The sequence below is a fragment of the Gammaproteobacteria bacterium genome, assembly GCA_016765075.1.
Taxonomy (GTDB): Bacteria; Pseudomonadota; Gammaproteobacteria.
In genome coordinates this window covers 1-24,298 of the sequence record JAESQP010000005.1, presented here as the reverse complement: position 1 = coordinate 24,298, position 24,298 = coordinate 1, and the positions used below count along the sequence as shown (strand labels likewise).

22 protein-coding genes are annotated in these 24,298 nt (G+C 44.8%); 13 read left to right on the top strand and 9 right to left on the bottom strand.

All coding sequences use genetic code 11. From position 1 onward, the window contains the following. The first annotated feature begins 174 nt into the window (after positions 1–174). From JKY90_00295 to JKY90_00280, 4 genes are read left to right on the top strand one after another with little or no spacing between them, the layout of a single operon-like run. Complete coding sequence (locus tag JKY90_00295; GenBank protein ID MBL4850713.1) at positions 175–789, top strand: TetR/AcrR family transcriptional regulator; 615 nt, start codon at positions 175–177, stop codon at positions 787–789. Positions 790–809: 20 nt separating this feature from the next. After that, on the top strand, positions 810–2,960 hold the full coding sequence (locus JKY90_00290; protein ID MBL4850712.1) for an AMP-binding protein: 2,151 nt from the start codon (positions 810–812) through the stop codon (positions 2,958–2,960). A 27-nt stretch (positions 2,961–2,987) separates the two neighbouring features. Further along, positions 2,988–4,151 carry a lysophospholipid transporter LplT gene (gene lplT, locus JKY90_00285; GenBank protein ID MBL4850711.1) on the top strand — a complete coding sequence of 388 codons (1,164 nt, stop codon included), beginning with the start codon at positions 2,988–2,990 and terminating at the stop codon, positions 4,149–4,151. A gap of 47 nt (positions 4,152–4,198) precedes the next feature. After that, complete coding sequence (locus tag JKY90_00280) at positions 4,199–4,795, top strand: thioredoxin family protein (GenBank protein ID MBL4850710.1); 597 nt, start codon at positions 4,199–4,201, stop codon at positions 4,793–4,795. A gap of 301 nt (positions 4,796–5,096) precedes the next feature. On the opposite strand, the gene JKY90_00275 is transcribed toward JKY90_00280, so the two are convergent. The 3 genes from JKY90_00275 to JKY90_00265 all read right to left on the bottom strand — a co-directional run bounded on the left by JKY90_00275 (position 5,097) and on the right by JKY90_00265 (position 6,409). After that, positions 5,097–5,387: a GIY-YIG nuclease family protein gene (locus tag JKY90_00275; protein ID MBL4850709.1), complete on the bottom strand. Its 291-nt coding sequence runs from the start codon at positions 5,385–5,387 to the stop codon at positions 5,097–5,099. A gap of 76 nt (positions 5,388–5,463) precedes the next feature. Then, the gene (locus JKY90_00270) at positions 5,464–5,787 is read right to left on the bottom strand and encodes a DUF4389 domain-containing protein (protein MBL4850708.1); all 324 of its coding nucleotides are present in this window, start codon (positions 5,785–5,787) and stop codon (positions 5,464–5,466) included. 37 nt (positions 5,788–5,824) lie between these two features. After that, entirely contained in the window at positions 5,825–6,409 is a 585-nt protein-coding gene (locus JKY90_00265; protein MBL4850707.1) for a tRNA-(ms[2]io[6]A)-hydroxylase, read from the bottom strand. Positions 6,410–6,464: 55 nt separating this feature from the next. Here JKY90_00265 and JKY90_00260 point away from each other — a divergent pair, with 55 nt between their 5' ends. The 3 genes from JKY90_00260 to msrA all read left to right on the top strand — a co-directional run bounded on the left by JKY90_00260 (position 6,465) and on the right by msrA (position 9,062). After that, a complete protein-coding gene (locus JKY90_00260) occupies positions 6,465–7,904 on the top strand; it encodes a hypothetical protein (protein ID MBL4850706.1) in 1,440 nt (479 codons plus the stop codon). Between the two features lie 118 nt (positions 7,905–8,022). Next, a complete protein-coding gene (locus tag JKY90_00255; protein MBL4850705.1) occupies positions 8,023–8,379 on the top strand; it encodes a PilZ domain-containing protein in 357 nt (118 codons plus the stop codon). Positions 8,380–8,438: 59 nt separating this feature from the next. Continuing rightward, positions 8,439–9,062, top strand: coding sequence for a peptide-methionine (S)-S-oxide reductase MsrA (msrA, locus tag JKY90_00250; protein ID MBL4850704.1), 624 nt, complete (start codon positions 8,439–8,441; stop codon positions 9,060–9,062). Positions 9,063–9,131: 69 nt separating this feature from the next. Here the strand turns inward: msrA and JKY90_00245 are convergent, their stop codons facing one another. The 4 genes from JKY90_00245 to JKY90_00230 are packed head-to-tail and all read right to left on the bottom strand — an operon-like array spanning position 9,132 to position 12,502. Further along, a complete protein-coding gene (locus JKY90_00245; protein MBL4850703.1) occupies positions 9,132–9,956 on the bottom strand; it encodes an ATP-binding cassette domain-containing protein in 825 nt (274 codons plus the stop codon). Between the two features lie 7 nt (positions 9,957–9,963). Then, the gene (locus JKY90_00240; protein ID MBL4850702.1) at positions 9,964–10,809 is read right to left on the bottom strand and encodes an ABC transporter permease subunit; all 846 of its coding nucleotides are present in this window, start codon (positions 10,807–10,809) and stop codon (positions 9,964–9,966) included. Continuing rightward, positions 10,802–11,653 (bottom strand): phosphate ABC transporter permease subunit PstC, encoded by an 852-nt coding sequence (gene pstC, locus JKY90_00235; protein MBL4850701.1) that lies wholly within the window; start codon positions 11,651–11,653, stop codon positions 10,802–10,804. Before pstC ends, JKY90_00240 begins: the two co-directional genes overlap by 8 nt. A gap of 3 nt (positions 11,654–11,656) precedes the next feature. After that, positions 11,657–12,502, bottom strand: coding sequence for a substrate-binding domain-containing protein (locus tag JKY90_00230; GenBank protein MBL4850700.1), 846 nt, complete (start codon positions 12,500–12,502; stop codon positions 11,657–11,659). 130 nt (positions 12,503–12,632) lie between these two features. Between JKY90_00230 and JKY90_00225 the strand changes: the two genes are divergently transcribed. The 4 genes from JKY90_00225 (at position 12,633) to JKY90_00210 (ending at position 14,993) form a co-directional block, all read left to right on the top strand. Continuing rightward, positions 12,633–13,295, top strand: a complete 663-nt coding sequence (locus tag JKY90_00225) for a thiopurine S-methyltransferase (GenBank protein MBL4850699.1) — start codon at positions 12,633–12,635, stop codon at positions 13,293–13,295. 23 nt (positions 13,296–13,318) lie between these two features. Then, positions 13,319–13,984, top strand: a complete 666-nt coding sequence (locus tag JKY90_00220) for an SDR family oxidoreductase (GenBank protein ID MBL4850698.1) — start codon at positions 13,319–13,321, stop codon at positions 13,982–13,984. A gap of 258 nt (positions 13,985–14,242) precedes the next feature. Further along, positions 14,243–14,731, top strand: a complete 489-nt coding sequence (locus JKY90_00215; protein MBL4850697.1) for a hypothetical protein — start codon at positions 14,243–14,245, stop codon at positions 14,729–14,731. Positions 14,732–14,750: 19 nt separating this feature from the next. Next, a complete protein-coding gene (locus JKY90_00210; GenBank protein MBL4850696.1) occupies positions 14,751–14,993 on the top strand; it encodes a DUF2835 domain-containing protein in 243 nt (80 codons plus the stop codon). A 29-nt stretch (positions 14,994–15,022) separates the two neighbouring features. On the opposite strand, the gene JKY90_00205 is transcribed toward JKY90_00210, so the two are convergent. Continuing rightward, on the bottom strand, positions 15,023–17,023 hold the full coding sequence (locus JKY90_00205; GenBank protein MBL4850695.1) for a transglycosylase SLT domain-containing protein: 2,001 nt from the start codon (positions 17,021–17,023) through the stop codon (positions 15,023–15,025). 138 nt (positions 17,024–17,161) lie between these two features. On the opposite strand from JKY90_00205, the gene JKY90_00200 reads away from it, so the two are divergent. Beyond that, positions 17,162–17,893 (top strand): SIMPL domain-containing protein, encoded by a 732-nt coding sequence (locus tag JKY90_00200; GenBank protein ID MBL4850694.1) that lies wholly within the window; start codon positions 17,162–17,164, stop codon positions 17,891–17,893. Between the two features lie 5 nt (positions 17,894–17,898). On the opposite strand, the gene JKY90_00195 is transcribed toward JKY90_00200, so the two are convergent. Beyond that, positions 17,899–22,638, bottom strand: coding sequence for an SUMF1/EgtB/PvdO family nonheme iron enzyme (locus tag JKY90_00195; protein MBL4850693.1), 4,740 nt, complete (start codon positions 22,636–22,638; stop codon positions 17,899–17,901). 322 nt (positions 22,639–22,960) lie between these two features. Here JKY90_00195 and pcnB point away from each other — a divergent pair, with 322 nt between their 5' ends. Next, positions 22,961–24,268: a polynucleotide adenylyltransferase PcnB gene (gene pcnB / locus JKY90_00190; GenBank protein MBL4850692.1), complete on the top strand. Its 1,308-nt coding sequence runs from the start codon at positions 22,961–22,963 to the stop codon at positions 24,266–24,268. Positions 24,269–24,298: the final 30 nt, after the last annotated feature.

Here is a 24,298-nt window from a genome sequence, read left to right as displayed (position 1 = left end):
ATGCAAAAAATCCTTTAGCGTTATTATTTTAGGTGCCCTTACTATGATTCAGCTGATTTATTTAGGGTAATGAGCACGCTGAATGGGGGGTAATGGGTTTCAGTACTTGACAAAATAAACAATGTTCAATAAATTAGACATAAAATAAACACCGTTTAATTGAGCGTAAGGTTCATGGCAAGACGTAATGATCACAGTCGAGAACAGCTACGAGATCTAGCAATACAGTCTGTGTTAAACCTTGTCGATCATGATGCGTTTATCAGCGTAACAGCCCGCGCTGTCACTCGGGATATGGGTTATACGGTCGGTACCTTATACCTTGTGTTTCGCAATCTCGATGATTTACTGGTGCAGGTGAATGCCGAATTATTAAAACGTATTCATTTAGATATGCAGTTTGCGGTAAAAAATGCAGTGGATCCACAAACCACGATCTTTACATTGGCAAAGTGCTACTTTTCCTTGGCAGAGCAATACCCTGGACGCTGGCAACTGTTATCTCGTCGCCACGACAAGGCAAGCGATGATGGAATTGACAATATTGTTGAAGCTATCTTTATCTTAGTAGAAAATGAACTTACCCGTTTAGCGCCGACACGAAATAGTAAAGAAATTGCACTAGCTGCACGCGCATTATGGAGTGCAGTTCATGGTATTTGCGTTGTTAATGCTAGCAGTCATCTACGTCGTCAAGCGCATTATGATACGCGCTCATTAGCGCGAACGCTTATTCAAACCTATTTATCAGGTTTCATGTTCGATAATATTGATCGACCAAGATCGTAGTTAGGGAGACAGGCATGCGCTTGCTTAAAGTATCACTGCAATGGTTATTACGGTTACTTTACCGCGTCGAACTTAAAGGCTTAGAGAATTATGAGTCGGCAGGTGAACGTGTGTTGGTTGTTGCCAATCACACATCCTTACTTGATGGACTATTATTAGCAGTATTTTTACCTGATCGCATCAGCTTCGCCATTGATACGCAATGGGCAAAAAAATTCAGTTTGATACTGAGGTTGGTAAATGTATTTCCGATGGATGGTGACAATCCGCTGTCGACGAAGGCGCTGATACGCAAGCTGCAAGCAAATAATAAAGTCGTTATTTTCCCGGAAGGACGCATTACTGTCACCGGTTCGCTCATGAAGATTTATCCTGGCCCTGGCATGGTGGCTGAGCGCTCAGGTGCAATGATTTTGCCCGTACGTATTGATGGCGCACAATATTCTAAGTTTTCTTATCTAAAAGACAGATACAAACTGCAATTTTTCCCTAAGATCACCCTAACAGTTTGTCCACCTCAAACTATTAAGGCACCTGGTCATCTGAGTGTTGCGAAAAAACGTGAGTACGGTGCTAACGCACTGTATCGCATCATGACCGATATGATGTTTGAGACCTCGTACTATAACAATACTCTACTGCAGGCCATCATCAACTCAGCAGACAGAAATGGTTGGAACCGTGTCATGGTTGAGGACATGAAGCGAGCACCACTAACGTACCGCACTTTACTGATGCGTAGTTTTATTTTAGCTAAAGTATTTAAAGATTTTACAACGAAAGGCGAAAATGTTGGTGTTTTCCTGCCCAATGCCAATGCTAATATTGTCAGTGTATTAGCTCTACAGGCTTATGGCCGTATACCCGCGATGCTGAATATTAGTGTCGGCGTTAGCGGTATTATTTCAGCCTGCGAAACCGCTGCATTAAAGAACATCATTACTTCACGACAATTTATTGAAGTGGCGGGGCTAGCAAGTGTCATGGATGCGCTTCAACAACATGTCACCATTCATTATCTTGAAGATCAAGCCAGCAAGATAGATATTGTCGATAAATTACGAGGTTTTTGGCAGTCGCGCCGACCACGGGCAGCGATAGCAGCGCATACCCCAGAGGTGTCTGCCAATGATCCTGCTGTAATTTTATTTACCTCGGGCTCAGAAGGCACGCCCAAAGGCGTTGTGTTGTCACACAAAAATATCGTTGCCAATGCCGCTCAGATTGCAGCGCGTATCGACTTTGGCCCTGGCGATACTGTGCTTAATGTTTTGCCCATGTTTCATTCATTTGGCTTGACTGGTGGCATCTTATTGCCCTTGTTATCGGGCATGAAAACCTTTCTTTATCCGTCACCATTGCATTACAAAATTATTCCCGATGTAGCCTATAACACTAATGCAACGGTATTGTTCGGCACCAATACTTTTTTAAGCAGTTATGCAAAACATGCGCATGCTTATGATTTTTATAAGCTGCGCTATGTTGTCGCCGGCGCAGAAAAACTGCGTGATGAGACACGCGATACTTGGATGCATAAATTTGGTGTACGCATTTTGGAAGGTTATGGTGTAACTGAGACCAGCCCTGTATTAAGCGTTAATACACCGATAGCTTACAGAGAGGGTACAGTCGGTCGCTTGCTGCCAGAAATCGAATACCAGTTAGAAGAGGTTGAAGGGGTCGATAACGGAGGCCGTTTGCATGTTAAAGGCCCCAATATCATGCTCGGTTACTATTTACACGATAAGCCCGCAACCTTAGTGCCACCGAAAACTATGTTTGGCGAGGGTTGGCATGATACCGGTGATATTGTCAGTGTTGAGGATGGTTTTATCAGTATATTGGGGCGCGCCAAGCGCTTCGCCAAAATAGGCGGTGAAATGGTGTCGTTGGCAGCGGCAGAAGAGGTGGCTTACCAGCTATGGCCCGATGCAACACATGCCGTCATCGCGGTGTTTGATGACAAGAAGGGTGAGAAACTGGTCTTACTGACCACTCAGCAGAATGCCAAGCGCAGTGCCTTGGTGAGTTTTTCCCGTGAGCAAGCCATTGCTGAACTTAGTATTCCCAGAACAGTGGTGACAACGAAAGACATACCCTTGCTGGGTAGCGGCAAGGTCGACTTTAATGGTGTTAAACAAATGATTGAAGCGCTTGCTGGTGCATAGTTACGCCAAACTCAAATTGCAAGGGCAATGAATAATTTTAGAAAATTACTGGTCGCCCAGTTTCTTACCGCCTTTGCCGATAACGCCATCCTCTTCACAGCGATTACCTGGGTGTTTCTTAATACGCTGCATACGCAGGCACAAACCTGGTATGTGCCAGCCTTGCAAGCAAGTTTCTTAATTGCCTTTGTTGTGTTGGCGCCATGGGTAGGTGCCTATGCTGATACGCACGCCAAACAAAAGGTCATGATCTACGCCAACATTGTTAAAATCATCGGCGCAGGCTTAATGATTTTGTCGGTAGAGCCCTTGTTGGCCTATGCCGTGGTGGGTATCGGTGCAGCGATGTATGGGCCGGCAAAATATGGTGTGTTGCCAGAGCTTGTCGATGAGCAAGCGCTAGTCAAAGCCAATGGCTGGATAGAAGGCGCCACCATCATGGCGATACTGGCTGGCACAATAGTCGGCGCCAAGATAGCCAATCAGTCTTTGTCTTTTGCTCTATGGTTTGTTGTGGGTTTATACGTTTTATCCATGTTGATCGCCATGCGTATCGGGCCATTAGAGGTGATTCAGGCTAAGAAAAACAACCACATTCAAGTATTTTCTCGGATGTGTAAAAGTTTAATTGACAATCGTCGCGCCCGTTTTGCATTAGTAGGTGCGGCCTTATTTTGGGCTTCGGCAGCGGTCTTACGTGTTGCATTGATTGCCTGGGCGCCCGCTGTCTTGATGATGTCCGATACCGATAAAATCGCAGAGCTTACCGCGTTTATTATGCTAGGTATTATTCTCGGTGCTGCCCTGGCAGCAAAATTGTTCCATCTTGAAGACCTGCGTCGTGCCCGTTTTGCTGCTTATGCCATGGGTGTCTTCGTTATTATTTTTAGTCAAGTCGATACGGTATTCGCAACACGTATTATTTTATTTTTGATTGGTGTTGCTGGTGGTATGTTTATCGTGCCGATTAATGCTGTATTACAAGATATTGGTCATAAAACAGTGGGCGCTGGTGGCACGGTTGCAGTACAAAATTTCTTCGCTAATTTAGCGATGTTGATTGCATCGGCCATTTATGCAGTCGTTGTAGCCATAGGCGTTGCGCCAGTGACGACGATAGCGGTGCTCGGCATAGGTATTATTGTCGCGGCGTTATTTATCGCTATGCAACTGCGTCGCAACCACCAATAAGCAGGTTGCTGGTATAATCTTTTAATTAACGTTATTGGAGAGCGAGAATGGTTCGTACCGTATCGACGATGCTAGAACTGGGCACCGCAGCCCCTGATTTCTTATTGCTAGAGCCGGCGACTGGCGAGAAAAAATCGCTGCAAGATTTTGCCGGAGCCAAGGCATTGTTAGTCATGTTTACTTGTAATCATTGTCCCTATGTTCTTCGTATCGAAGATGGTTTGATTCAGTTAGGCGATGAATTTAAAGATAATGATGATGTCGCTATTGTCGCTATCGGATCCAATGATGCCGATAACTACCCAGACGATAGCCCAGAAAAAATAGCAGAACGCGTCAAAGATAAAGGCTATCACTTCCCCTATTTATTTGACGCAACACAAACTGTAGCCAAAGCCTACGCAGCGGCTTGTACGCCTGACTTTTTTCTATTTGATGCAAACCGCAAGCTTGTCTACCGTGGCCAATTCGACGATGCGCGCCCGCGCAACGACATTGCCGTGACAGGTAAAGATATGAAAGAAGCGATTCGTCGTGTGTTAGCAGGCGAAGCCCAAGTTGAAAACCAAATCGCCAGTATGGGCTGTAATATTAAATGGAAAGCGGATAACGCACCGGAGTATTTTACGGGGGTTAGGGCGTAGAGGTAAAAGACAGTCCGTTTCTTTGTCATTCCTGCGGATGCAGGAATCCACATCTAAAGAATCTCCTGGTATAGAGCGAGCCATTTTTTCTTACTGGCAAGTATATAAACGCAAGGCTGTTTGCTCATAAGTTAAATAGCATGGATTCCCGCCTGCGCGGGAATGACATTGTAGTTTCTATGAATGATAGAGAGAATTAGGTACTCAAGTATTCCCTCAGTCATCCTGATAGAGAGAATTGGCAAGCCCGAGATGTTTGATCCTTAATAACCGTCATTCCTGCGGAGGCAGGAATCCATATCTAAAGAATCTCCTGGTACTGGTCGCTCCAACCTGGGTTCTTTTTTTCAATAAGCTTGATTTTCCATTCTCGTTTCCACTTCTTCATTTGTTTTTCACGAGTGATGGCAGATGCCATGGTTTCATGTGATTCGTAATAAACCAGGTTGTAGATATTATATTTTTCGGTGAACCCTGGCGCTTGATTGTTTTTGTGTTGCCATATACGTTGAGCTAGATTGCTAGTGACACCGATATAGAGTGTTCCGTTTTTCTTACTGGCAAGTATATAAACGCAAGGCTGTTTGCTCATAAGTTAAATAGCATGGATTCCCGCCTGCGCGGGAATGACGTTGTAGTTTCTGCGAATGGTAGAGAAAATCAGGTGTTCAAGTATTACCAGAGCTATTTTCGGATGACTGATCTTCGATACTCACCTGCACTTTAGGCCAATCATCAAATGGGAAAGGTTGCTCCTCACTGTCAAACAAGACAAAACGAACACATTGATGAATATACTGGCTTAGCTGGCTGGCGAAGTTGCTCAGACGCTCACCGCGTTCGCCGGTGAATAAAACAAAGCCAAACTGTATGAGCGCGACGGCGAAGGCGACATAGAGTGCAATAACCAGTAATAAGCCAAAAACAAACATAAAAAACAGACGTAACCAGGTAGTACGGCTACTCAGGTTTTCTTTGGTGTCATCTTCCATCGCTCTATACCTTACGTCGCTTTCGGTATCTGTAAGTTTAATGCAGAGAGGCGCGCCATTTCAGTTTTGTGACGATTTCCGTCTCGAATTCGGCGAGTTCTTGCAAGCGAGGATACACCTCATCCTCGCTATAATAATTTAAGGCTAACTCGACAAAGACATGGCCGTGTTTGGCTTCAGTACCGGCGAGCACTTTGTAAAACTGTTTTAGTTCAGTGTCTACCAATGCTTCGGCAATAATACGAAAACGTTCAGCGCCGCGGCATTCAATCAATGACGACACTAATAATTGGTCAAGAAAGCGGTCTTCGCGGCCATGGCGCATTTTTTTGCCAAGCTGGTTTACGTAAGAGTCAGGCTCATCTTTAATGAGGCTGACACCGCGCTTTTGCATTAGCGCATAGACTTGGCTAAAGTGTTCCAGCTCTTCTTGTGCCAGCTCGATCAAGGCAGGAATAATTTTAGCTCGGTCTGGGTAACGTACCACCATGCTCATTGCCAAGGCTGATGCTTTGCGTTCGCAGTTAGCATGGTCTGCCAGAAAAGTGTCAAAATTCTCTATAATGACATTCACCCAGCTGGGGTCAGTTGCGCTCAGCAAGCTTATCGATTTTTTTGCCATGGATTGATTAGAGGTTCCCTATAATTAATATTTTAAATTTAGTGTTTAATAACTAATGTTAACAAGGTCTGAGAATACTATTCAACAGCGCTGGCTGCGTTATTGCCAACGTTTTGCCGCGACATTTAAGCCCCTTGATTCCAGCGCTGGTTTGTCAGCATCAAATTTAGGCTTGATTGTGGTCATTCCCTGTTACAACGAACCTGATGTAATGCATACCATTAATGCCTTGTATGCGTGCACCAGACCAGGTTGCGCCGTTGAGGTGTTGCTTATTATAAACGCTTCGTGCCAGGACGACGATACTATTCACCAACAAAACAGGAAAACGCTGGATGAATTGTCTACTTGGGCTGGGCAATTTAATGAAGCTGCATTTCGTTTGCATTGTGTTTACGAGGATAGCCTGCCAGTAAAACACCAAGGGGTTGGTTTGGCACGTAAGATCGGTTTGGATCTTGCTGTTTCACGCTTTGCTGAAGTGGGTAATGAGGAGGGAGTGTGTGTTTCTCTCGATGCAGATTGTTTGTTAAGCGAGAATTACTTATGCGAATTGAGACAATATTTTTTTGTCAATCGACAACATCAGATTGCAGTCATTGATTTTGAGCATCGATTTGAAGAAGTGTCTGATGACGACCATCGTGATGCGATGATTGCTTACGAGTTGTATTTACGCTACTACGTGCAAGGCATTTGTTACGCAGGCTTACCGTACGGCTATCAGACACTAGGTTCATGTTTTGCTGTGCGTGCTAAAGCCTATATGGCGCAGGGTGGAATGAATAAGCGTCAGGGCGGTGAAGATTTTTATTTTATTCATAAATTTACTACCTTGGGTCAATGTGGGCGCATTCATACAACACGGGTAATGCCCTCTGCCCGTTTATCACAGCGGGTTCCTTTTGGTACTGGCCCTGCTGTGTCACGTTGGATGGAGGATGGCTCTGGCACTTATAGCACCTATGATTCACGGGTATTTCAAGATTTACGATGTTTAGTAAACTGGTTACAAGGTTTAGCAGAGAAGTCTGACTTTACTATTGGCGGCTTACAGTTATTGCCGCAAGTGCTAGTGATATTTCTTAAGCAGCAAGGTGTTGAGCAACGTATGGCTGAAATTCGAGCCAATACGGCCAGCGTAAAAACCCTGGTTGAGCGCTTTTTTCAGTGGTTTAATGCTTTTTTGGCGCTGAAGTATATTCATTTTGCCCACAAGACTCATTATCAAAGCAAACCTTTGATCGCATCTGCCCAAGCCATGCTCCGCGAAGGTGCGCTGCCCCCTAAGAGCTTGCCTCCGCGAAAGCGTGGAGCCTGCCCCCGCGAAGGCGTGGGGGATGCATTGCCACAAATATTTAATGGTGGACAGGAAACGAGTGAAGGCCTTTTCGATTTACTTAGTGTCTACCGTCAGCACGATGTTCAAAAAACGTGGCAAGAGAGCGGCATTACACAGGTAAAACACGGTAATATGGAACGTAGGGGTATGTAACTATCACTTTGTAGTATTTACCCCGATCTGTTCATGAGGCTGTATTGTACCTTAGGGCATTCAGAATACACGGGTCTGCTTAATTATGTTAAGGCTGGGGTAAACAGCAAGGCTGCTTATGGAACGACGATTATCGAAGCGTATTAAGGTCAAATTGCCAGTCAGTGTGCTTTTACTTGGCAGGCAAGTGTGTACCATGCCGAGTATCGATTTTTCCTATAGGGGTCTGTCGTTTAACTGCAATTATTCGACAGTACAACGGATTTTCCCAGAGGGTCATCGGTCCAATCCAAATGATAAAGTTAATTTCACGCTGAGGGTCAAGGTGACTGAAGACTTTATGCTGGAGTGTAATGCCGTGGTAACACGATTTTTCCGCTTGTCTGAAGATGAGTACCACGTCGGCGTTCAATTTATTGGCCTGGATAATGAGGCGCAACATTCTCTTATTCACTATGTCAATAATAGCAAGTAAACCACCCAACTGAATTAGTTTGAAACAGGAGAATCTGGTTGCCAGGTCGCAAAAGAGTAATGATGTCGAGTGCTGACCAGGCTTTACCAGGTCGCGATACGGCAATGCCTGTTGCTGATACACATTATGTTAACAGTAACAGTATGCCGCCGCCGTTTCCTGATGGCATGGAGCAAGCGATGTTTGGCCTGGGCTGTTTTTGGGGTGCTGAACGTTGTTTTTGGCAATTAAAAGGGGTTTATGTCACTGCCGTTGGTTATACGGCGGGTTATACACCTAACCCAAGTTATGAAGAAGTCTGTAGTGGTCAGACAGGGCATAACGAAGTTGTTCACGTTGTTTATGATCCCAACTTGATTGAGTATACAACCTTGCTAACAACATTTTGGCAAGCACATAACCCGACGCAGGGTATGCAGCAAGGCAATGATAAAGGGACGCAATACCGTTCTGGTATTTATACCTATAGTCCACAGCAAATGAAGTTAGCCAAACAAAGCTTGGTAGACTACCAGCAGCAGTTAAAGCAATCAGGCTATAGTGCGATCACAACTGAAATTAAATCAGCCGCTGAATTTTATTATGCAGAAGCCTATCACCAGCAATACCTGGCGAAAAACCCGAATGGCTATTGTGGTTTAGGTGGTACGGGTGTGATTTGCTCGATATCAGTTATTGATTAGCGCACACTGATATTTATTTCGGTTGCTTGCCGTCACCTTTTTGCAGGCACAGCAGATATTGATTTTACTTTATTCGCTGCTATCCGGTGGGCAATCACAGACGCTCCACTGAAAGAATTCGCGTGTCTCAATACGTTGTGGCGTATCGAGTAACATCGCGCTGTCGGCTTGTTCGATCAGATTGCCATCGCACATAAACAGGGTGTGGCCACCGAGGCGGCGCACTTGATCCAGGTCGTGGCTAACCACTACCACAGGCATGTTTTTAGCAAGTTGGTATAGCGATGCTTCTATTTTGTTTTTTGAGCGTGGGTCGAGCGATGCGGTGGGTTCGTCGAGCAGAATAACAGCGGGTTTTACCGCTAGTGCGCGGGCGATGCACAGGCGTTGCTGTTGGCCAATAGACAGTGTTTGCGCATCGTCATCGAGTCGATCACAGACTTCATCCCATAAGGCGGCTTGTTGAAGGCAGGATTTAACAAGGTAACTATTGTCTTGTCGGCGTTGTTTGCCGCGAACACCAAAAATAACATTATCAGTAATTGAGCAGGGGAATACGGTGGGTTTTTGGCCAATTAAGCCAATATGCTGGTGTAAGCCATGGACACCTTCTGGCCAGTGCTTACTGGAGATCCCATCGATAATGATTTCGCCTTGCCAGTCTTTGGCCAAGCCATTCATGCAGCGCAGCAACGAGCTTTTACCTGCACCGGAAGGACCAATGATAGTAGTAATGCCTTGGTCGGCGAGGCTGAAGTTAAGCTTGTTGAGAATGGTTCGGCCAGCACGTTTTAATGACAGTTCGCTGATGACAACGCGGATTTTCTGCCCGATTTTCTGCAAGGGGATTACTTGAGCCGGTGTTTTTTCGACGGTTTCTGTTATTGCTACCATTGTTGGCTTATCCATGGTTGCTATGCCGTCTATTAAGAATATGTGCAATCACACTGAACATGGCAACTAGCGTAACAAGAACCAGCGCACTACTCCAGGCATGTGCCACGCTAGTTTCATCGACGGCTTCTTGCGCCAGGTAAAAGATGTGGGTTTGCAGGCTGGTGACGGGTGAGAATAAAGAGTCGGGCCAGATCACTCCAGAGAATACGGTCGCGGTAAATAGTATTGGTGCGGTTTCAGACAGGGTACGTGCTATGGCGAGAAATAAACCTGTTAACAAGCTGCGCCATGCGCGTGGTCGCCAGACGTGCCAAATGATTTGGCTGGCTGACATGCCGAGTGCGCGGGCTGCTTCAGTCAGCGCATCGGGTATGCGTTCCAGTGCATGGATGGTATTGAGGGTTAGTAGCGGCAAGATAATCATGGCCAGCACTATCGCGCCAGCGGCCAGTGAGATTCCCCAGTTTAGCAAATGCACAAATACCGCCAAACCACAGAGGCCATATACGAGTGGTGGAATGCTTTGGAAGGTGGTTAATAAATGCAGCATAAACGATTGACTGCGTTGCCCGGCATAGAGTCTGTTATATAGTGACAGGCCTAAGGCCAGAGGGAATGCTAACAGACAAGAGAAGACACTGAGCAATAATGAGCCAATGATTTGTGGAAGAATACCGTGTTTGCTATTAAGACTTGATTCGCCTAATGGCTCGTTGAAGTTAAAACCAAACAAGCTGCTGTCAAACCCCGGTAAACCGCGAGCCAATAAATAGGCCAGGCACAACAAAGGTATCGCCAGTGCGGGCAAGGCTAATGCGCATAACACTATTTGAGTTAGGCGGTTAGCCATGTGCAACGCCTTTTTTTGGTGTGTGAGCAAGAATACTCAGCAACATGACAAATAGCGTTAAAATCAAACCAGAGGCCATTAAGGCTGACCAATGGCTGCTGCCAACACTGGCCTCGCCCATTTCGCGGCCAATACGTGAGGTAATGGTTTGCGCCGGGGCAAGCAGGTTATACCAGGGATCGGGAATACGATCGATAGAGCCAACGACCAGCATCACCGCAATGGTTTCGCCGAGGCCACGGCCGGTTGCAAGCAATGAGGCCGAGCGTATGCTCGGCCACGCTTGTGGTAACAAGACAGCAAACAATCGTTGTGACCAGTCGAGCCCAAGGTTGCTAGCAGCCTCATGGTAGCTGTTGTCGATATCGCGCAGTGCATCCTGGCTCAGTCGGATGATCGTTGGCAATATCATGATGGATAATAATAGGCCTGCTGCGAGCAGGCTATGACCACTAAGCAAGTCCAGATTATTTTCTAACCACGGTAGCAACAGTGCTATGCCCAGTAAACCGTAGACAACAGAGGGTATGCCAGCGAGGATATCAATCACTAAATTAACTAACCCATGGTAGCGCTGAGGCAGAATTTCGACACAGACGATAGCAGCGGCTAGGCCGCATGGCAGCGCTATGGCTAGCGCAATGATGATTGCCCAAGCGCTGCCCAGCAGTGCGGGTAGTAATCCGTAAAGGTTTTCATAGGGATACCATTCGCTGCCAATAATGGGTGAGAGGCCATAATCGATAAAAAAGGGTAATGATGCGTGGACTAAAAAACCGATGAATAGTAATGACAGTAAAAGGCTGATAAGGACGGAAAATGTTATCCAGCTGCGTAACCACATAGCTTAATTTAACGGAAAATAGCCATTTTTCTCAATCGATGGAGTGAGACTGGGAGATTGTAGAAACTCGATAAAGGATTGCAATTCACCACTGCGATTTTTTGCCACAACCAGAGACAGATTGCGCTGAATGGGATAGCTACCATCGAATACATTGTCTCTGCTTGCAGTAACTATTTTACCGCTATCGAGCTTTAGTGGTATGCCACGTGCCTTATCATTGAGCCAGGCATGCGATAGCATGCCAATAGCTTGAGTGCTACGACTGATGATTGAACGTTCTTCATTGTTGGAGCCAGAAACAATCGTTGCGCCCGGCGCGCGAGCCTTGGCGTCGCCCAGCACGACCTTGGCAAAGACATGCCGCGTGCCGCGTGAGGGTTCTTTATCAATAACCAGTATTTTCTTATCAAAGCCACCGACTTGTCGCCAGTTTTTAATCTTGCCACGATAAATGTCAGCAACCTGGTTGATACTAAGACTGTTAATACCCGATTCGATAACAGCTTTTGATACGGTGATAGCGACGGCATCGCGAGCAATATTGATGAGTTCAAATTTTTCTGACAGTTGGCTCCATTCTGCTGCGGTGGGTTGTCGAGATATCATGCCGATATGGGCAATACCGTTAATGGCGGCGTTGATGCCAGTACCCGATCCGCCTCCAGAAACGGTAATATTGGTCGCTGACTTGGTCAGTGCCTTATAAGCCTTGGCGGCATCAGCCATGATCGGTAGCAGGGTGCTGGAGCCAGCGATACTAATGGTTGATTCGGCAAGGCTTGAGTGAAATGGCAAAAATAAAGAAACTAGCAGAATGATCTGATGCAGCTTTAACATAGACGTCATAAATAATCGTGAGCGTTAACAGGCTCTAGACTAACATCCTTTTTTTATGATTGATCACAAAGAGTTAAAATTTTCTCTTTATTCTTATTGAATTAAAGGTATATGTATTAGTAAAAGGTAAACTTTAGATATGGATGCAGCATTTTGGCAACAGCGTTGGGTCGACGACGCGATTGGTTTCCATCTCGACGAGGTTAATCCTAATTTGCGTGAGCATTATAGCGTGCTTGGTGTGCAGCCGGGTGGCTGCGTTTTTGTGCCTTTATGTGGCAAGTCGCAGGATATGGTATGGCTGGCGAGCTTAGGTGTTGAGGTCATTGGCGTCGAGTTATCTGAAAAAGCAGTCGAGGCATTTTTTACCGAAAATCAACTGACACCTGATATAAAGCAGTTTGGTCACCTCGAGCGGTGGCACTGCGGCAATATCACTCTTTATCGTGGTGATTTCTTTGATCTGATCCCCGAATTACTGGAGCACGTTGATGCTGTTTATGACAGAGCAGCCTTGGTCGCTTTGCCCAAAGGGATGCGTAGTGATTATTGCAAGCATCTTAACCATCTTGTGCCAGAACCTTTGTCTGCATTGCTGGTCAGTTTTAATTATAACCAGGACAAGATGGATGGTCCGCCATTTTCAGTTCCGCCTTATGAAGTACGCCATCATTTTGCTGAAGTGGTGCCGATTACTCCTCTTGGTAGTAAAAATATTATTGCGCAAGAGCCGCATTTTAATGCGCGTGGGCTTGATGCCATTGATGAACAAGTTTATTTTCTTGGTTATCCGACACGCTAACTGTTAATACTCAGGATTTTTTTATGAACATTGTTATTACAGGTGCTAATCGTGGTCTTGGCCTTGAATTTGTGCAGCAATACCTGGCTGCGGGCGATGAAGTTTGGGCGTGTCATCGTGCTGATTTAGGCGATTTATCAGCTATTGATAATTTGTTACTGCATACCGTGCGTTGGGATGTAACACAGCCCCTTTCTTCTGAGACTGCTGCGCAACTGCCTGATAGAATTGATATTCTGATTAATAATGCCGGTATCTATGGCAGTGATCAGCAATTGAATCGAATCAGTGCAGACACTATGCACCAGGTATTTGATGTTGATTGTGTCGCGCCAATAAAAGTTGTGCAAAGTTTGTTGCAACGTGTGGCTAAGGTTCAAGGTCGCATTGCTAATTTAAGTTCCAAGATGGGTTCATCGGCAGACAACAGCAGTGGTGGCTGCTATGCCTATCGTGCTGCAAAAGCCGCTTTAGTGATATGTTCGAAGTCAATGGCAATCGATTTGCAACCACAAGGGGTGCAAGTGATTACGCTGCATCCAGGATGGGTCATGACAGACATGACGTCGCACAGTGGTTTAATTGATACGCAGACCTCGGTTGCGGGTATGCGTAAAGTGATTAATAGTATTGGCGACTACGAATTAGGTGCTTTTGTTGCCTTTGATGGCCAGCAAATACCCTTTTGATGAAAAACGTGATACATAAGCTAAAGATTGTTGCCTGGCTCGAGATATATTGATTGGTAGAATGTGAATAAGTTGAGAAGCCTGTCGGGCTTAGGTGATCGTAGCGAGGGAAAGTCATTTTGAGCCAGATTTTTCGATTGATTGAGGCGAATAGTGAGTCTATTTAACGAAATCAATCGAAAAATCTGGCCAAAATAGCTTTTCCGCAGTAGATTCATCCTAAGTCCGACAGGCTCCTAGTATGCAGGATGGTAACTCATGACGAAAAAAACAGATACGACGACAACGTCGGAAAAGACGAGTAAGCCAGTAAAGAAAACAGCGAAAAAAAGCACATCTAAAACAACGATTTCTGCTGCGACCGTAAAAAAAGAACTCGAAAAGACGCAATCACAATTACATGATTTGCAAGACGATAATGCACACTTGAAAGAAAAGTTGACTCAACTTGAGGAAGAATTAGAAGGTAAAACATCTCATCGTGTTGATGATGAGCGCAGTTGGGATGAAAAAGTAATACAGGGTCTATGCCGTATCGTACGCGCATGGAGCGATTATGGACCAGTGATTATTATTGTGCTGTTGGCCTTGATGGTTGTTGCCTGGATAGTTTCATGGGGCGGCTTGTTTAAATTGTGCTTCACTTTACTCATGGCTTGGCTGTTTTCTGTTTCACTTGGACTGGCTAAGTCACAGATCAAAAATCGCTATGACGAGGCTTTGTACCAAATTCGCAAGAAGGGATAAGTGAGTGCGACTGAAAATTATGCCAAAGAAAATCCTGCAAGGGCAAACCATACGCTTACAACTGTCAATTCCAGCACACCGTTATCTTGCCTATTATAAAGGTGATGCCGACACCGTTGTTGCGCGCGCAAGCGACGGGCGCATGATTCATCTGCCGGCAGAGCTATTACGTCCTTTATTAACTCACGAGGGTATTGACGGTGAATTTTTTCTATGTATTGATGGCAACGATAAATTTATCAGTTTAACGCCAGTAAGTTAGAACTGGTTCACGCGTCGCCTTAGGCTCCGTCAAAGTGATATTGCTGGAGCACTTGCTATGAGTTTGCCAGCGATTGTTTTTTGTGTCGTTACAGTGGGTACAACTGGCTTCATTTGTCGCGAAATCATTACTGGCGTTATGCCTTGCCTATAGTTATAAACAGCAATATAGGCGTGTACATTTTTGACATAGTTGCGTGTTTCAGTAAACGGAATAGTGTCCACCCAAATATCTGCTGGTAATGAGACACTTTCCGGGAGCCAACGTTTTACCCGGTGAGGCCCTGCGTTATAGGCCGCAGTTGCCAATATACTGTTATTGTCGAAACGCTTAAGCATTTGAGCCAAATAACTGCTGCCTAAAGTAACATTGAATTTAGCATTGTAGAGTTTATTATTATTTTTTAAGGGCAGTTTTAGTGATTTGGCGACGTCACGCGCTGTGCCTGGCATGAGTTGCATTAGGCCGCGTGCACCAGCAGGGGAGCGCGCCTTAACGTTGTAAGCGCTTTCTTGGCGAATCATGGCGAACATTAACGAGGGGTCTAACTGATATTTTTCTGCTTGTTCAGTGACGATACCTTGATAGAGCAATGGAAAACGTATTTCCAAATCATCACGATGCTTGCTACGCGCCATAGTGAGTATGGCGCGATCATGCCAGCCCCATTGATGAAGTAAAGCAGAAAATTTCTTTAGTTGTTCATTGTCAAGATGTGGAAGTAAATAATACCATTCGCGCCGCGCACCCGTTTCACGCTTGAGAGCAACTAACTCTTTGATGCGTTTGACAGCGTCGAGCGCTTCAATGCTGTCTATATCAGTTTGAGTGTAGTTAAGAATTTCTGTATTAAATTGGTAAGGTTGTTCGATACGGTCAGCAGAAAGAAAGCCATAATAACTACGTTTACTTGCTAGTTTTTTATAGAGAGCATTACTTTGCTTAATGTCACCTGTTTGTTCAAGTGCGCGTGCATACCAATAATCCCATTGTGATGTCTTTACTTGCTCAGACGGTAATTGCTCAATTATAACTCGAATGGCAGGCCAGTCTTGCCGTCTTAACAGGCTACGCAAATGCCATTCATGGCTTTTTGTATCACGCTCGGTTGAGTCTTTCAGGCGTGCAAACCAATCTACCGCTCTTGCATCGTGTTTGTATGCCAGCACTAATGCAATCGTATTGATGGCGTTTTGACTGAGGTGTGTATCAATATTGCGTAATGCAATCATTTTCGACCAGACCTGATCCAAGCGATCAGGCACAATGCGCGCTGTTTGGGTGGCAGCATAGAGGCGCACTTTATTGTGGTAGGGATGGTTGGCGATAGGGACGTTGTGTTGTAAAACGATAAGTGGATTGCGCTGTAGTTGTAACCAAAATGTTGCCAGCGAGTGGTCTGATTCTGCTAGAAAGCGCATTAAATATTTTGCTAAATGAAATTGTCTGGCATTAATAGCGAGTTCAAAACGTTGCCAGGCTTGTTCATTGTTAGGGCTGCCAGCTTCAAACCACTTTGCAAATAATGGGTCGCAACTTTTTGGTAGCGACTTTGGGTGAAGCCAGATTTTTGCGGTGTTTTTTAACGCAATATTTTGGTAGCCAGTGTGATAAAGCGCTATTTGATAACGACACAGAACATCAATATCGCTAGTGAATAGGTAGTTCCCAGCATATTTCGACCAGGATTTTTTTTCGGCGAGTCGTTTGAGATAAGCAGCACGTAAACGTGTTGCTAAATGCATTTGGCTATACTTTTCGACAAAGGTATTGATTTCTTTTTCCGGGGCTAAGCTAAGCCTACGGCGTAAGTTTGTGTATTCCAGGTAGGGAACGAGTGGGTAGTTGCTAAGTGTTGTTCGGAGGCGTTCGTACTCAGCCAACTTACCAGCGCGTAGAGCTTTTTCAGCTGCGATAAAATTTTTTTGCGGCTGCGTAAGTTCGGATTCTCCAGCAGAAAAGCTGATATTCACTAATGATAGTGTGAGAGCAAAGCCTAAAAGGATATCAAAACCAAGCCGTTTTTTCATGACGCGTGTAACATACCGGTTGTTAACAGTCGAGTTGATGAACCAATGCGTTGTCGTGACAGGAGCATAAGCTTATTTTCGTTTCGGTTGTAAAAGCGTATTCTAGAGTATCTGATCAGTAGCGGATAGGGAATAAATATGGCAGTAAATCGTTGGCTCATATTGGTATTTGTTTTTATATCGGCAGGGTCAGTTAATGCTGAGAGTGAAATTGCTTTGCTTTCAGTACGAGGTGTTGCGGAGCTTAAGGTGCCCGCTGATCAAGTGGAGGCCGATCTGTCGATAGTGAGTGAGGCCAAAACAGCGATGGCCGCCTTGGCAGAGAGCGCCAAGTCAACGCAATTGGTCATAGATGCCTTGCAAGCCCTGGGTTTGGCCAAGGATGAATACCGTAGCGGTCAATTTCGTATTCAGCCAGTTTGGTCGGCCAGGCCGAAAAATCCGCCAGTGAACTGGCGTAGAGAGATTGTCGGTTTTACTGTCACCAGTCCATTGCACATTAAAAGCAAGCAAAAGGATTTGATCGGTGAATTGATCAACAAGGTGGTTGAAGTTGGAGTGAACCGGGTCAATTCAGTGCGTTTTTCGCTGAGTGACCCACGCTATTATCGCCAAAAAGCAATTAGTGTAGCGGCGGAAAATGCAATTGAAGACGCGCAAACTTTGGCCTTGGCTACCCGCGTAAAATTAATGGAGGTGCATGCGCTGACTATTGATGATGCCGCAGTTAGCCCTGTTCATATACAGCGGGATCAGTTGTCGACGCGTAGCTTCGCTAAAATGGAGAGTGCAGTGGTGCCGTTTAACCCTGGCGATGTAACGGTTATTGCGCGTGTTTCCCTCAGTTATCGAATTAAGAGCGCCCTTTAAGACAATTAGTATTGCCTGACAACGCGGAAGCCGATTGAGTCGCTGCGGGTTGTAATGTCAAAGGAGTCACGAGCAGATGAGCGTAGATGATTGAAGCCCGAACGGTATGAGCCACCGCGAACCATACGCTTGTCGCAGCTGCCATTGCTTATCCAGGCCTTGCTGTCCAGAGGCGCATTTTCATAGCTAGCGTGGTAACAGTCCTGAACCCATTCAGCGACGTTGCCAGCGGTATTCTTAATGCCAAAGGCGTTGGCATCATAGCTTTCTACAGCGACTGTCTGTTTGCCAGTCAGATTGCCTGTGCAATCGTGACAATTAGCATAATCACCACGTGGCTCATTACCCCACCAATAGCTGGCCTGGCTACCGGCACGAGCCATGTATTCCCATTCTGATTCACTGGGAAGGCGATAGCTATGCCCCGTCTGCTCAGATAGCCATACGGTATAGTCGACAGCATCTTGCCAACTGACATTGATTACGGGTTGGTTGTTGCGTCCCCAGCCTTCATCATCGGGGGTAGAATGTTTAGTGGCTTTAGCAAATTTTTCGTATTCAGCAAAGCTAATTTCATGTTTGCTGATGGCAAAGCGGCTTACTTTAATATCGCGATGTGGACGCTCTTCAAAGAAGTCAGAGGTGACACTGCTACCCATGGTGAAATTCCCTGCTGGCATTTCTACCATTATTGGGCTAGCGCCACCGTCTTTTAGTGCATTACGGTAGACGCGGAATGGTATGGGGGTGACGTCACGCGATGTTGGTGTTACGGCGAGTAACGTTTTATTTTCTGCTGTGATATTCGAGGTTGTTGTATTTCTGATGGTGGCGCTGTTTGATTTTTCTTTTGTTAATGCTTTTGTTTTTTCAGTCAGGGTTTTTTGGGTCATTACATCAGTATTTTTTATCAAGCCGAGTTGTTGGCTAATGGTTTGCCATTCGTGCTCTAACCCTAACTGCGCTCTAAATAGCCAAGAGCCAGTACCGACAAATGCAAGCGCGGTAAATACGGCTATGACTATGAAGTAACTACTATTTTTTGTTGGTGTAGATTCCCAGCTAGTTTGACCAATGTCAGTGATGGCGGGTATGTTATCGATGTTATTACCATCGGTTAGATTTTTAATGTTACCGATAATTTCGTTGGCGACTGGGTCGGCACGTAGTTGTTGCCGTAGTACAGAAAGCTGTCCTTCAAGTTGAATACGTAGCTCAAGGTGCCCGTCATTTTCGCCTTTGAGTCGGGCGACTTCTTTGCGTGCTTCGTCAATATCGTCTTGCAATGTTTGTTTAGAAATTTCACTTTGTTTACGGTACTCCACTGCTTTAGCCAGGTCTGCCGATAGCCTTTGTAATTGCTCAGTATCAGCGATATTGGGTTCATTATTGTTGGCATTATTGAGTTGTTGATTAGCGGCATTAAGTTCTGCGCGGGCACCTTCGATTTCTAGTTTTACGGTATTGGCAACTGCTTCAGCTTGCTCTTTAAGTAAGCGTTGTTCGTATAATTGTGTTTCCAGATCAAGGCGTTCGGTTCGAAGGTTGGCATGTAAATCATCAAGCGTCGAATTAGTTTTTTCAAGCTCATCGCGTAGCGATGTAATCAGTTCCTCGTTATTACCAATTTTTTCTATGAGAGTAGATTTTTCTTGTTCAAACTCTTTTAATTTTTGTGCGATTTCTGCTTGATTGGATTCATTGTCTTCGATGCCAGTGAGCAATGCTTGTTTGCTCTGTTCAAGTTCATCAATATGCTGCTGTAGCGCGGAATTTTCTTGCTGTAATATTGCTTGTGCTGCTAATTTTTCTGCTAATATATTTTTAGCTTTTTCTAGATCAAAAATGGTTTCTTTCAGTTCAGAGAGTTCTTCGTTAGAATTGCCAGCATTTGATTGCGCACTACCGAGCTTTGATTTGATACTGACCAATTGTTCTTCAGTTTCAAAGAGCTTATTCCTCAACTGGTCGTTATCAACATTTAGGTTGGATGTCGCTAAGTTTGCAGTATCGAGTTTCTTGTTAATGGTTTTTGACTGTTCCTCTGTGGTGGCTAGGTTGCTATGCAGTGTTTCATTTTCTGCTGAAAGTGATTCCAGACGCTGTGTCAATTCGTTGCTATTATCCTGCGCATCATACAGCGTGCTTATTTGTGATTCGTAGCTACTTATTTTTTCTTGTAATGATTTTCGCGTATTTTCTAATTCTTGAATAGTATCTTCAAGTAAGTTACAAGCGTCCTGATTGGCGTTAAGATCGGCTTCTAGTGTAGTGATATATGCTTGATTTTCTTCTAATTTATTTTCTAAATTGTTCAGTTTTTGTTCGATTTCTTGCGTATTTTTTATTGAACTCTCGAGAGCACTTTTCAGCTGCGTGAGTTCATCTGATTTAATTTTTACTTCAGCAAGTAAGCGTTCTATTTCAGCATCGATCTCACCACTAATCGAAACTTGCAGGCGTTCGGTTTCACGTGCTGCATCTTCAAGTTTTAGTTTTAGTTCATGGTTATCTTGTTGTAGAGATTGATTGGTACGATGACTATCTTCAATGCTGAGAGTGAGTTCTTTAGTGCGGGTATCACTTTTATTATTAGTATCATTAAATTTACTTTTCAGTGATTCAATTTCATCACTTAAGTGCATTTTTTCTGATAGTGCGGCATCGTAGTCTTTACTGAGTGTTTCAATAATAGATTGATTTTTATCAAAATCTGCTGCTAGATTATTGATGGTGTTTTGTTTTTCTGATAGCTGCTGCTCGGCAACGGAAAGTTGTGTGTGTAGCGATTCACCTTCGTCGCTTATTTTCTGGTGTTTATTTGAGGTATCTTTGAGCTGCTGTTTTAGTTTGCTAACAACCCCTTTCTGTGCTTCTTTACTGCCTTCTAACTTCCCGCGAAGGATAGATACTTCTTGGTCAGTTTGGCGCTGAGCAGTAATGGCCTCTTCTAGCTTGTTTTTAAGATGTTTAATTTCCTGTTGCCGATCATTGGTTTGTTGGACGGCTTGCTTTTCATTTTGTGTTAGTTTGTCGACGGTTTCTTGTGTGATACATAGTTGTGCTTCAATATTGCTGCGTGTATCGATTGCCTCTCTGAGTTTTTCTTCAAGTTGAGGTATTTGTTTTTGTGGCGAATTTTCTGATAGATCTTTATCTTGCCTCGTTTTTTCTAACTGTGCCTGTAGTTCTGAAATAGTATTTGTCGCATCAATTTTAATCTGCTCGAAAGTGATCATTTTTTCTTGATTGGCTTTCAGATCGTTTTTTTGCTGCGTATCCTGTTCTTTTAATTTAGCAACTTGTTCGATAAGTGTTGTTAAGGTTTGTTCAGTTTCGAGTTTGCTTGTGCTTATTGACGCAGCATTCTCTTGTTCTTCATAGAGTGCAGCTTTTAGCTGTTTAACTTCATCTTGATTATGGTCGCGCAATTCACTTTCACTGCTGTGTGATTGCTTAAGCTCGTTTTGCAGTTTTTCGATTTGTTCATGTGCTTGTAGCTTGGTATGTTTTAGCCGCGTTGCGGATAGTTCTCTCAGCTTGTTGAGTTCTGATCTAAGTTGTTTGATCTGTGCGATATGTTTGGCGCCTAATGGCTCTTCAAAGCCTATGATTTCAGCGCTACTTGGCTCGGTGCCATTTTTAAATTTGGCTTCAGTGTTGAGTTCATCATTGGCCTGAGTGTTGCTATTAGCGGTCACTAATGAATTGTCTACGGAGGCTATGCCATTGTTTAACGCGCGTGAGTTGATGCCATATTGTCTCAGCACAAAAGTGGCGGCGGAACTGGTACGACCGTCATTACAATAGGTAATGTAAGTCGTGTTTTTGTCAAGCAATTCCAGCTTATTACGTAGCTCTGGTATAGGAATGTTGATACTGTCATTGATGCGTTGTGAGCTGTGTTCGGTGCTGCTGCGCGCGTCTAACCATTTGGCACCCTGGTCAATGAGTTCAATGGCTTCGGTGTAGGCAATAGTGTCAACCAAGGGGTCGTTAAGGAGCTCGAGGAAGTCTTTTTTTGATAAACGCATTAGCTCACCGTCAGTCAACATGGTGATGGTGGCGCTGCGTTTGCTTTCAGAAAGCAGGGCGTCTTCACCAAAGCAAGCACCGTCAGCAAGCTCAGCTAACACTTTTTTACTACCGTCATCGGCGCGACGACTGACACGGCAGCGTCCGCGCTTGATGGTGTAATAGGCGTCGCCGTCATCGCCTTGGTTGAGGACAATATCGTTAGCTTTGAGTGGGACTGCTTGCATGCGGGTGAGCATACGCTGGATATTCATGGGTGGCAGTCGCAAGAATGTATCGGACTGGAGTAGTCGCGTCATCCAGTCATTATCATGGTCAGCGCTGATGTCACATACTTCATAGGCACTTTCTTGATGGGTACTAACGTAGGCATCGAGTAAGGTTTTATCGATAAAAGCGACAGTAACACGTGTTTTTGCTAAAGCGCCATTCAGGCGTGGTTGCTGTGGTGACAATGGGTGCATAGCATCATGGCTACCTGCGCGCATGACGGAAATTTTTCTGCCATTTTGTTGTAGCTCAACCTTACCTTCTATCAAGTAAAGTGTGTTTGGGTCGCGGTCACCTTCTTTGAAGATATAACCGCCTTTTTCAACTTGTCTTATTTGTAGGCGAGATACTACCGCACTAAAATTATGAGGTGATAGCCCATCTAGGGGGACAAACCCCCTTAATACTTTATTGTCTATCCGTTGTGCTGCTGCACCCATTTACATTACTACCCCATACTCGCCACGTCATAACAGATTTATACGTAAGATCGGTAATAAAAAGCGTGACATGAATCGCATTTGGTATGGAATAGCCGAAATTTCTGTTCAGTATGAATAGTTGCAGTGCCGATACGTGCTGAGCACAGACATTTGGTGCGTGTAGATGGACATTTTTAGTAACCTGGGAAGGTTACTTGGCTTCTAACTCAGCCCAGTCTGGCTGCTCTTGGCAAGTAGGCGTTCTTTTGTAAGTATTTGCAGAGTGAGCAGAATAGGGTGTGACGACAATAAACACGTTATCATAGGCAATATATTTTTTATCGTCACTATTGACAAGCAAAAGGTAATAGTTATTTCCAATATTGAGATTATTGCTCGTAGCCAGCATCAGGTTTCACGCAAGCATATTAGTGATAATGCATTAAAGGTTTTATCGCGCCTGCGTCGTGCCGGTTACGACGCCTATTTAGTTGGTGGTTGTGTACGCGATCTTTTGATTGGCAAGCTCCCTAAAGACTTTGATGTCTCGACCAACGCACACCCAGAACAAGTCAAAGACGTATTCAAGAACTGCCGGCTGATCGGCCGTCGTTTTCGTCTCGCGCATATTTATTTTGGCAGAGAGGTGATCGAAGTCGCGACATTTCGTGCGCCACATCATCAAGAAGGCGAAAGTCTTCAGCATGAAGATGGCCGTATTTTACGCGACAATGTCTATGGTACTGAGGAAGAAGATGCCTGGCGTCGTGACTTTACCGTCAATGCCTTGTATTACGATATTGCAGATTTTTCTATACGTGATCATGTTGGCGCGATGGCGGATATCGAATCGCGCACCTTACGTATGATTGGTGAGCCAAGCGAACGCTATAAAGAAGACCCTGTGCGAATGTTAAGAGCGATTCGTTTTGCAGCAAAGCTAGATTTCACCATTGAGCCAGCCACGCAAGCGCCTATTAAAGAATTAGGCAGCATGCTGAAAGACATTCCTTCATCGCGGCTTTTTGATGAATTATTAAAACTTTTTCATGGTGCATCTGCCGTCAAGACATTTCAGTTGTTACGAGACTACGATTTACTGCGTTATTTGTTCCCACTAACCGATGATTATTTTAAACACAATAGAGATAGCGACGCCGAACGTTTAGTCATCGCATCGCTCACAAATACGGATGCGCGTATTGCAGAAGGTAAATCTGTTACGCCTGCATTTTTATTTGCTGCCATGTTATGGGGGCCGATGTTAGCAGAACTTGATCGCATGTCTGACAAAGTGCCTCAATATCAAGCTATACAGATTGCAGCAGACCAGCTGCTTGCTACGCAACTACAGTACACTTCGATACCACGCCGTTTTTCAGTGATGATGCGAGAAATATGGCAATTGCAATCACGTTTTGAGACGCGTTGGGGCAAGCGGCCATGGCGCTTATTAGCGCATCCACGTTTTCGTGCGGCCTATGATTTTTTAGTCTTGCGTGCAAATGCAGGTGAAGTAGAACCAGAATTAGCAACATGGTGGACTGAGTTTCAAGAGTGCGATGAGATACAACAGAAAAAGATGTTGAAGAAAAATGATGGCCCTAAAAAGCGCCGCCGTAAGCCACAGACAGCGGCGTCAGGGTGAATGGCGTAGCCAGACATGAGTGCAGGAAGC